This window comes from Bacillus sp. FJAT-29790 (assembly GCF_019039215.1).
Taxonomy (GTDB): Bacteria; Bacillota; Bacilli; order Bacillales; family Cytobacillaceae; genus Cytobacillus.
In genome coordinates this window covers 95461-106867 of the sequence record NZ_JAHNZZ010000002.1, presented here as the reverse complement: position 1 = coordinate 106867, position 11407 = coordinate 95461, and the positions used below count along the sequence as shown (strand labels likewise).

Annotated in this window: 8 protein-coding genes; all 8 read right to left on the bottom strand. The window is 35.6% G+C overall.

Going from position 1 to position 11407, the window contains the following annotated elements; genetic code table 11:
* Nucleotides 1-53 precede the first annotated feature (53 nt).
* Entirely contained in the window at nucleotides 54-1391 is a 1338-nt protein-coding gene (locus BGM26_RS15560; RefSeq protein ID WP_217040890.1) for a HAMP domain-containing sensor histidine kinase, read from the bottom strand.
* Entirely contained in the window at nucleotides 1388-2068 is a 681-nt protein-coding gene (locus tag BGM26_RS15555; RefSeq protein WP_217041198.1) for a response regulator transcription factor, read from the bottom strand. The genes BGM26_RS15560 and BGM26_RS15555 overlap by 4 nt, the downstream gene beginning before the upstream one ends.
* A gap of 127 nt (nucleotides 2069-2195) precedes the next feature.
* Nucleotides 2196-2510, bottom strand: a complete 315-nt coding sequence (locus BGM26_RS15550) for a DUF3892 domain-containing protein (RefSeq protein WP_217040889.1) — start codon at nucleotides 2508-2510, stop codon at nucleotides 2196-2198.
* Nucleotides 2511-2854: 344 nt separating this feature from the next.
* Nucleotides 2855-5788 (bottom strand): EAL domain-containing protein, encoded by a 2934-nt coding sequence (locus tag BGM26_RS15545; protein WP_217040888.1) that lies wholly within the window; start codon nucleotides 5786-5788, stop codon nucleotides 2855-2857.
* A gap of 628 nt (nucleotides 5789-6416) precedes the next feature.
* A complete protein-coding gene (locus BGM26_RS15540; RefSeq protein ID WP_217040887.1) occupies nucleotides 6417-7403 on the bottom strand; it encodes an HD-GYP domain-containing protein in 987 nt (328 codons plus the stop codon).
* Between the two features lie 501 nt (nucleotides 7404-7904).
* Nucleotides 7905-8747: a MurR/RpiR family transcriptional regulator gene (locus tag BGM26_RS15535; RefSeq protein WP_217040886.1), complete on the bottom strand. Its 843-nt coding sequence runs from the start codon at nucleotides 8745-8747 to the stop codon at nucleotides 7905-7907.
* A gap of 374 nt (nucleotides 8748-9121) precedes the next feature.
* Nucleotides 9122-9814 (bottom strand): N-acetylmannosamine-6-phosphate 2-epimerase, encoded by a 693-nt coding sequence (locus BGM26_RS15530; RefSeq protein WP_217040885.1) that lies wholly within the window; start codon nucleotides 9812-9814, stop codon nucleotides 9122-9124.
* A 32-nt stretch (nucleotides 9815-9846) separates the two neighbouring features.
* Entirely contained in the window at nucleotides 9847-11379 is a 1533-nt protein-coding gene (locus tag BGM26_RS15525; protein WP_217040884.1) for a maltose/glucose-specific PTS transporter subunit IIC, read from the bottom strand.
* Nucleotides 11380-11407 lie beyond the last annotated feature (28 nt).

The following is an 11407-nucleotide window of genomic DNA, read 5'->3' as shown; positions in this document are numbered from 1 at the left end:
AGCGAACCTAAATAAGTTCGCTTTTCTAATATATTAAAACACCTAGTTATTATTTATTTCTTCGGTATTCTAATCATAAATGTGGTCTCTTTGCCCTCAAAACTCGTAACGGAGATGTTTCCATCATGAAGATCGATAATCCGCTTTACAACTGCCAGACCGAGCCCATAACTGTGTGACGTTCTTTTATGTGATTTATCCCCTTTATAAAAACGATCAAATATATAAGGGATGTCTTTCTCAGGAATGCCGCTGCCTGTATTACTGACGGTTATTTTAATTTCATCTTCGAGCTTCTGTCCTTGGACAGTAATTTTTCCATTGATCGCATTATATTTGATGGCATTTGAAAATAAATTCGTCCATACCTGACTCATTAAATTTTCATCTGCATATACTTCCATTTTGGAAAGATCGAAATCGATTTCAAGTTGTTTCTCCATCCACAACGGTTGCATCGCTACAAGCTGATTGCGTATTTGTTGATCTAAACGGTATAGTCTCGGGTAAAACGGATGTTTGTTTACTTCAAGAGAAGACAAATTCAGCAATTGTTTTGTTAGGCTTGATAAACGCTTACTCTCCTCTACAATCAGCCCTAAATAGAGCTTTTCATCTTTCGGGTCTACCATTTCATCTTTTAAAGCGACTGCCATCCCTCTAATAGCAGTTAATGGTGACTGAAATTCATGTGACACATTCGCAACAAAATCTTTGCGCATTTGTTCTGTTTTATTTAACTCTTCAACCATAAAGTTAAAGCTGTTTGCCAGCTCACCAATTTCATCTCTACTTTTAACATTCATTCGGGCTTGAAAATTCCCCTTTGCCAGTTCTCTTGTTGCATTTGTCATTTGAACAATAGGCTGGACTAAGAATCGGGTAGTCAACAAAATGAGTAGAATTCCTACGATTGAGGCTGTAAATAATGCGGTCAACAAAATTTCACGGATCTGGCTAAATTTTTCTATAATAGCGGGTCTAATAAATAACGCATAGTTTTTATTATTCATTGTAAATGGCAGCCCGATACCTTCATGATGTGAATTCATTCTACCTCGATAGACCCCTCCATCTAATACATAGTTAATCGTTTCCCGCTGCATAGTTTTTATATTTGTTCCGTTCTGAGAGACAATTCCATTTTCATTAAAAATATAAACTTCCAATGGAAGGGCGGAAAAGCTTTTTAAATACGCATTAAAGCTATTGTCATCCAATCTTTGATATAAATTGATTACTTGTTTTCCTAATGTAATCAACTCATCCTCATGGCTTTGGGCCTCTTGTTTTTGGAATAAAAAAGAAGTGAGTAAAAACGATGAAAATAACGACAAAATGATAATAAAAAAGTAGCTTAATACATTTTTTGTATATATAGATTTTATCAAGGTTGAATCTCCACCTTATAACCTAATCCTCTGACCGTTACAATTTGGAGCTGGTCCTCATATTCTTTTAATTGTTTGCGCAGTTTTTTTACATGAGTATCAACCGTTCTTTCATCCCCTTCATAATCTAAGCCCCATATTTTCTCAATGAGTTGATTCCGAGTGAAAATTTGCCCTGGTTGGGTAGCTAACGTATAAAGGAGAGCAAACTGCTTGGTGGGGAGCATTATCACTTTATCGTTAATCAGCACCTGATAACGACTGATATCAATCGTGAGATTATTAAATGATAAATTACTTGCGGAAACAACATGATACCTTTTTAAAAGTGATTTCACTCGCATGACTAGCTCTACTGGATGAAAAGGCTTCGTCAAATAATCATCTGCTCCTATTTGAAATCCTTTAATTTTATCTTCCGTTTCATCTCTAGCTGTTAATATTAAAACAGGGATGTCATAATAAGATTTTATCTCTTCACAAAGCTGCCAGCCATCAATCTGAGGCATCATAATGTCGATAACAGCACAATCCACTTTCTCCTTTTCTAATAATTGAATTGCTTCTGATCCATCACATGCTATTTTCGTGCGAAAACCTTCTTTTTCTAAATAAAGCTGCGTCACCATTCGAATATTCTCATCATCATCTGCAACTAAAATGGTTGGTTTGATCATAGACACCTCGTTAATCCTTTTCATCCTTTACCCTAAGCTTATGTAGATAGCATTTTCATACCGACTCTAATACCATAAAAATAAGTGACGACCTAATAGCAAAAAAGTGAAACCCATGGATTTCACTTTAAAAGGATGGCAAGTTATCTAAGTTATTTTCTTTTATTCCATCTGGTTCGCTTCGAATAATGTCCCTGCCGTACTTATGAAACACATCAATATGGGCAATATTCCCTTCCTTCGCTTCATTTAATGCGGTAATGTAATCCAATTCACGCCCTGTTTTCGTTTTAAAGGCGATAATATCACCATCATCATTTTTTCGAACCGCGACAATTTCCTCTTTTCCAGTGGAATCCTCTTCCCTCAATTCAACATGGGCCTGTTGTTCGCTCTGTTCTCGATATTCATTATAGATTTTTTCAAAATCCTTTTGCTCCATTAGCTCACCTCCAGTATATTGATATGTTCTACTATTCTGAGGCGTTTTATGTAGCGATGTAAGTCCCACTTAGTCCTTTGAGTGGAAGATTTCCATCCCTTTTTAGCGAATATACAAACAATTCCATTTGATTAAAGCATTAATCATTATTACAAATAAAACTCTCATGAGCTCGTGTTCCCAACCGAGAATATAATTTCGATCGTCCTACTTTCAATGCACTGGTTATTCCGCATGTCTATAGGGCAAATTCTTCGTAAGCCGACCGACAATTTATTACTTACACAAAAAAGCACCTCAGTTGACTATACAATCCACGAAGTGCTTTTTCTTAGCAAATAATATTAATATGTTAATGACCGAAAATATTGATATTTATCTCCTTTCACCATTTTATATTTCGGCAAACCCGTTCGATTTTCCAATAAGATTTTAAAAGTGTTAAGCAACTTAGCAAGAATGGTCTGTTCATTTTCGGTTATCATAAATTCGATGCCGTATTCTGTAATATCATCATTTATTTCTTCTTTCCAAACAATTTGTCCTCTTAATTTGATCGTTTCATCCAATAATTCAACCTCAAACTGGAGAATCATGTCTTCCCGTACTGGTAGTCTTAATAATGAGAGAAAACGAAGGCCACCAATACTCATATCTTCTATTAATACACTTGCTTTTCCTAATTGCATTGGATGATCCGCAATTGACAATAGAGTCATGTCAGCTGCAAGCGGATATGGGAAGTTGAGACGGTAGTATTTTCGTTTGCTCTGCATTTCCTTCAAATTTGGATCGATTGGCTGCAATATCTTTTTTGCTAAAAGTTTTTCAAATTCCTTAACCGGGATAGGGCGGCTAAATAAATAGCCTTGAAGTTGATGGCATTCTTCATTTTTTAGCATTTTTAATTGCTGTACTGTTTCTACCCCTTCTGCTACTACCATTATTTTCAATCCTTTTGCCAAATAAATAATCGATTTTGCGATAAACTGATCTTGATTGCTATGGACCATGTTTTGAATAAACGATTTATCAATTTTGATGACATCAAAAGGAAATTGTGCTAAGGAAGAAAGGGAAGAATACCCTTTACCAAAGTCATCTAATGCAATTTTAATTCCCATTTCTTTTAATGAATAAATGGTGTTTTTTACAACTTCTTCATTATTTAAATAAGAGCTTTCGGTAATTTCAAATTCCAAGTCTTTGGGACGAATACCAGCCTCACGAATAATTTTCTTGATCGTATCAAGCCAATCGTGTTTCATGAAATGGGTTGCAGAAATATTAATGGAAATCGGAACAGTACATCGCCGTTCGTCTTTCCACTTTCTCAATTGCTGACATATTTCCTTTAAAACCCAATCATCAATATGATGAATTAATCCGTTTTCTTCAGCAATTGGGAGAAATTCGCCCGGAGAAACAAGTCCCCACTCCGGATGTTCCCAGCGTATAAGCGCCTCCGCACTCACAATTTTACCAGAACGTGTATCCACCCGAGGTTGGTAATATATGATCATCTCATTGTTTTCTAATGCCTTAATTAAATCCCGTCCTAAGCTAAATGTTTTGAATGCCTCAATACTACTTGACGAGGATAAAATCTTATAAGTATTTTTTCCATATTCTTCAGCTTTGTATAATGCAATATCAGCATTTCTTAATAATTCATGGCTAAACTCGCCATCGTCAGGAAAACAACTTATTCCAATACTGGCGGTAACGTACAGCTCATACCCATTTATTAGAAATGGGTCTTTTAAACGATCCATCATTTGCTCGGCGATTTTCTTTAGATTTTCAATCGATTCTATATCAATTATTAATACGCCGAATTCATCTCCGCCAATTCGTGCAAGCATATCATCTGATGTAAAAATAGTAGCGAGGCGTTCGGAAACTTGTATTAGTACTTCATCACCAATCGGGTGGCCCAGCGTATCGTTAATGTATTTAAAATGATCAATATCGAGGATCATTACGGCAAATTTTCGATTACTTCCAGCGAACTCATCTGAAAGCTGCTGAAGTTTTTCATCAAACATTCTTCGATTTGGCAAATTAGTTAAATAGTCATGATAGGAAATATGCTTTACTTTATCATTTAACAATTCTTGCTCTGTAATGTCGGAAATCAAGCCATCTAATTGGGTTAGCTTTCCACTAGCATTTAATGTTGGAATCGTATAATCCTGCACCCATCTAATGTTGCCGTTCTTATGGATGATTCGGTATTTATAGCGAAGGATATTCCCTTTGGATAACTCTTGATTCCTTTCCAAATACGGCGGCAAATCATCTGGATGAACAAGAGAAACCCATTGATTTTTGCTTTCAAGCTCCTTCGCTGAATAACCGCATATTTGTTCAATTCCATTAGAACAAAGCAGAATTTTACCTGTCAGTACATCAACAGACCAAATCCCAATATCATCGTTGTTATAGATTTGAGAAAACTGCTTTTCTGTTTCAATTAACTTGTTCTCAATGATTTTACTATTCGTAATATCTTGGACGAACCCAATGACACGAAACGGCTGATCCCTTTCGTCTAAAAGGACTTCAAATTGCGTAAACACATGACGAATCGTCTGATCCTGCCTTATAATTTTACATTCATAATTAGAACTACGTTTCGTGATTAAAGCCTCCTGGAACGCCTTTTCAAGTTTATAATGATCGTCAAGATGAACGAACGCTAATAGCTGTTCATAAGTTGGAGAGAATTCTTCATCATCTCCAATTCCAAAAATTACACGAATTTGCTTTGAGCAAAATGTGCGGCCACTCTTCATCTCGTAATGAAAGCTACCTATATTCCCAATTCCTTCAACCTTATTCAAACTTTGTTGAAATAATTCTAGTTCCCTTTCCTGCTCCTTTAAATCTGTAATATTTTTTAATACGACATAAACATCCGTTCCATCTTCTTTTAGTATTGGAATATATGTAACATTGATATCTATTGTCTTTCCATTCTTGCAAACACCTAAAGTATTAAATCTTTGTGTTTTACCTAGGAGAGCTTCTTCAAAATATTGTTTTTGCTCAATCCTATCATGTTTTATACAAATGTCTAAAATCGACCCTTTGAAATTATTTTCAGTATAGCCAAATTGTTTTGTAAACGCGTAATTATAAGAAATGAGTTTCCCTGCAACGTCCAATTTGATAACAGCATTAAGATGGTCGTTAATTAGAGGATGAAAATCTACCTCACCAGCCACTGAATGCATTGTATATTCCTTCGTCAGCTTTTGAAAAAGTTTTTTCATTTCAACAAACCTCTCTCATTGCGCCGTTAAATACCTTTAACGAAAGCAATAACATTTTTCAAAATATCCAGAAAGTAAGCCTTCTCAATTTAATTTGTGTATGTCTCCGATGTTATAATTTCAGCTTCTAAAACTATCATTAATTGGTAATATCGACTTCAACAAGAAATGTTTTCTCAATTAAAAGGCCTTCCAAGAAAAGGAATGCATATAATTGTCACAAAACCTATGTGCGATTCTCGCGTTAAACCAGCTCCACTATTGAAAGAGACTTTAGGCTTATGGCTTTTCGTTCCTATTTTTTAAGAGATTTGCCATTATCGGAAAGTATGTCAAATTGGAGTCCGATACAGTTCTTAATTCATTTATCATAGTTTACATTTTTTTCATAAAATTTACAATTTTTTAGAATAGATGTATTAATTAATTCACCTTTAGCATATCCAAAAAGGGGGAAATCACTGAAAGACATTTGACTACAAATTAAAAATGGTGGATAGTCTCCACCAAAGCTTCTTTTATCAAGTGTCATAGGTGAGCAGCAGTCTAGTATTTTAGGAGAAACTTTAGCCTCTTAGTTTCTCCTCTCCGATATATGCTTCCTCTGTTATTCAGATAATTAATTCCTCTATGCTGTAATGTTCTTGATCAGAATGGTAGGTGACTCAGAGAGGGCAATCTCTTGTAAGGTTGGAAAAATACGGATAGTAGGCCGGTGGATGTTTTTGTCTATCTTGTAAACAATCCCTACTTCTCCATTATTTAATTTAATCTTTGTTCCTGGTGGATAGGATGGAACGCCATCACAAAATGCTTGAATGACCGCGTGATCATAGGTATTCTCAGATTTAGTCATAATCAATTCCATCGCTTCATGTGGTGCGAGCATTCCTTTTGAAATACTATTTTCATATAAATTTGCAACCCCACATATTTGAGCCATTTCAAGGAATTCATTCCCCTTGATTTTACGGGGTGCCCCATTCCCATTTAATGCTTCATGATGTTGGTACGCGATATGAGCTGATAGCACACTAATTTCTCTTACATTTCTTAATAATTGAAACCCATTTAATGTATGTTTATCGTTATCTTCACTTATTACTTTCCCAATATCATGCAAGAGTGCTCCGATCGCTAAATCCCGCAATTGAAGCATGTTGTACCCTCTTTTTTTGGCGATTTGTAAACAAAGTAAGGTGACATTGATTGCATGGGCATATGGTTTTATTTCAGAAGTGACAGAAGAGGACGGAACTAAGACGAGAATCGGCCTTTTTTGAACTTCAAGAACAAGTTTCCCAATCATTTCTTGAATTTTTTTGAGAGTTGGCTGTGTGATTGTTTGTACTTTTTGGACTTCCATAAATACCTCTTCTGTTAACCTAATGGCATCTATCCATGTGGGCATATCTAACATTTCATCAAGTGTAATTCCTTCAGATTCAGCATCTTCGATAAATAAATATCGAATATTAAATTGTTTGATTTTCTGCAAATATACTTCATGTATCGTTCGGCCAGCGGCTAATAGAATTCTTTTATGTGAATCATAAATAGGTCTCGCTAATTGCATTGTTTTTGCATCATATTCTTCAATATGAATCATTCTCATATGATTGAACATCCCTTCTGCTTTATCTAAGCAAATAAAAAACACCCAAAAAGGTGGATTAATTTTTTCGTCTTCTCATCCTTCGATAAGTTTGATCATATCGGTAATCTATTATATCAGTACTATTATACCAAAATTCGACAAATTAACAATAAATTAGACAAAATTAGTCGTTTTTCTACATCTTTAGAGATAGGGATTTTACCACAACAAAAAATATCAATTAACGTTGGAAGGAAATTATCAAATGTTTAAAAAGGAACAACTTTGATTTTACTGAAAAAGATTATCCATCACTAACTTCTACATTGATTATGTATTACGAGATGTTGAAATCAAATAGAAAAAAACAGAAAAAACAACGATTTTAATAAAGAATTTGCTGAAAAGCTTGAAGTATCTGAGTCAATTTTCAAGTAAAGTTATACAAAAGCACACAGTCAATCTAAATGACTGTGTGCTTTGATTGTTTGAGCTTATTATTTAAGTGCGAAGTTTGAATTAATAAGTATCATTTAAAGCCTGTAATGTTTTGTCACGAATATGTATTCTGTTTTTATAATCTTTGGCAATGAGTTCAGTATAGATTAAATCAAAAAGCAATAAAAATGGTAGGGATGGAGAAATGTTTTGTCCCATGTGCATATTACTTTTACTTATAGCCAGTAGTGTTGTGTCAGCTAACTGGGAAAGCTCAGAATTTGTTTCACCAGTAAAAACTAGAACTGAAGCACCTTGTTTCTTGGCAATATTAACAGCATTTATTACTTCTTTCGTCTTCCCAGAGACAGATATTCCAATCACGACACTTTTTTCAGTACTTAAGGCCGCATCCATAACCGCTTGATGAGGATCTGTAATGGCCTCAACATTTATTCCAATTCGAAAAAACTTCGATTTAAACTCTTGTGCAGCAATTCCTGAGTTGCCAATTCCATAAACATGGACTTTCTTGGCCTTAGTAAGAAGTGATACTGCCTGCTGAATATCAAAATAAGTGATTTTCTGAAAGGTATTGTCAATAATATCATGATGGTTTTGATACAATTTCGCAAAATAATCTACTTGCTTAATATCATTGACGATGGTCGGTTTGTTTCTAAGGTCAATATACCGTTTTAGTTCATGCTTGAACTCATTAAATCCTGAAAAAGATATTTTTTGGCAAAAACGGGTAATCGTTGCTGGTGAAATATGGAGCTTTTTTGCAATTTGACTAATAGACAATTGGCTAATTTCATCTGGATGTTTAATGATATAATTAGCTAGTTCTTCCTCTGTATTTGTAAATTTCTCCATACTGCACTCTATTCCGTGTATAAGGTTTTCGCCAAGATATTCCATAATTTTCTCCTTTATTAGGATATTTTATATTCACTCTCTTATTGTTATGATAACCTATCCAATAATAAAAATGACTCAGGCTGCTGCCTGAGTCATTTTTATTATTTAATTTTGATTGCTTAAACTATACCTACAAAGTTTGCCCGTTGATTTCTGCTGCGGACACTTGCTTTCCGCGGGGAGGGACGGGAGCCTCCTCGGCGTTACCACCTGTGGGGTCTCCCGCTTCCCTCTATTCCCGCAGCAGTCAAGTGCCCTCTGCTCCAATTAACTCAGATTATAAATTAATAATAATCACATTATTAAAGCAAAAAACTTTACGGAACAGCCTATAATAAAAGCTCACTATTTTTCAGCCAATCAATATGAAGAAACTACTTTTGCAGAGCATCAACAAATCTTTTTGTGATCTGCTGTGGTCTTGTAATAGCCCCTCCTACTACTACTGCATGGACATTGATGTCTAAAACAGAACGGGCAATTTCTGGAGTAGAAACATTTCCTTCAGCAATAACCTTTGCGTTTTTAACGACTTTTACGATCTGAGTAAGTACTTCATAGTCGTTATCGTCAATTTTCATTCCCTGTGTTTCTTCTGTGTATCCATACAAAGTTGGAGCTACGATGTCAAAACCTAGCTGGTCTGCATAAATAGCTTCTTCGACTGAGGATACATCCGCCATAAGAAGAACATGAGGATATTTTGACCTGATATTCTTATAAAATGTTTCTAGATCGCTACCATCAGGCCTCATGCGTGCTGTCGCATCTGTCGCAATTATTTCTGATCCTGTTTCCATTAATGCATCGATCTCTTTCATAGTCGGTGTAATAAAAACAGGATTCTCTCCATACACTTGTTTAATAATCCCAATAACAGGAAGTTCTACTTGCCTTTTAATTTCTAAAATATCAGAAACAGAGTTTGCACGGATCCCTTTTGCTCCCCCTTCTTTAGCAGCAAGCGCCATACGTCCCATAATAAATGAGCTGTTTAAAGGCTCTCCCTCTAAAGCCTGACAGGATACAATTAATCCTTTAGTAATTTGATCTAATACTTGTTGCATTCAAAACACTTCCTTGTAATGGTAAATTAATTTTAATGACCCAAGTACTCTTCGACTTCATTTTTCACAATTGTAACCTGTGGTCCGTAAATAATTTGTACACCAGTACCTTTTTTAACAATGCCTTTTGAACCTGTTTGTTTAATAATCCCCTCATTGAACAATGATTCATCTTTGATTGTGACACGCAAACGGGTTGCACAACAATCCACAACATCAATGTTTTGCGATCCGCCTAATCCTTCAACAATCGTTTTAGCGCGTTCAGTAGCTGTCACTTGCTCAACAGCCTGTTCTTCATTTTCACGACCAACTACTTTTAAATTTTTCTTCTTAATTAGGAATTTAAATGTGAAATAATACAAGAAAAACCACGGAATCCCTACGATTAATACATAAATCCAATTCGTTTTCGCTTCGCCTTGAAGAATACCAAATAGAATGAAATCAATGAATCCTCCGGAGAAAGTTTGTCCAACTGTGATATTAAAAATATCTGCCATCATGAAAGCTAATCCGTCAAATAGAGCATGAATGACATAGAGAACAGGAGCAACAAATAAAAAGCTGAATTCAAGCGGCTCGGTTATTCCTGTTAAGAATGACGTTAAAGCGGCAGAAAGTAGAATTCCTGCGACTACTTTTTTATTTTTTGGCTTTGCACAGTGGTAAATGGCTAGCGCTGCACCTGGTAGACCAAACATCATAGTGATAAAGCGACCAGACATAAACCGTGATACACCTTCATAATATTGTTCCGTTTGAGGATCAGCTAATTGTGCAAAGAAGATATTTTGGGTACCGCTGACAATGTGCCCGCCGATCTCCATCGTGCCACCTAAAGCAGTTTGCCAGAATGGCAAGTAGAAAATATGATGTAAACCTAAAGGACCAAGCATACGTAAAATAAAGCCATAGAAAAACGTTCCAATTGTACCAGTGCTAGTTACCAATGAACCTAATTGATTAATGAAAAGTTGGAAATATGGCCAAACGATAAAGAGAATTGCTCCTACAATGATCGCTGTAAAGGAAACAACAATCGGAATAAAGCGAGATCCTCCAAAAAATCCAAGCACTTGTGGAAGCTGAATTTTATTATATTTATTGTGTAAAGCAGCTGCCACAACTCCAATGATAATCCCGCCAAATACACCCGTTTCAAGCGTCTGAATCCCAACAGCCATTCCCTGTCCGGCTCCAGCTAAGCTATCTTTAGCAAGTTCCCCAGTAATAGAGAGCAACGCATTTATCGTACTATTCATTACAAAATACCCAATCATAGCAGCCAGTCCAGCCGTTCCTTTATCTGAACGTGCTAAACCAACAGCAACACCGACAGCAAAAATAATTGGTAGATTACCAAATACTATACTTCCTGCTGAACTCATGATTGTAAAAATCGCTTGAAGCCATGCAATATCTAAAAATGGATACGCTGAAACCGTATTCGGGTTTGATAGCGCACCACCAATACCTAATAGTAAACCAGCAGCTGGTAAGACAGCTATCGGTAGCATAAACGACTTACCAAATTGCTGGGCTTTTTCAAAAACCTTCTTCATTGTCATAACCTCCTTTAAACTTATAGCT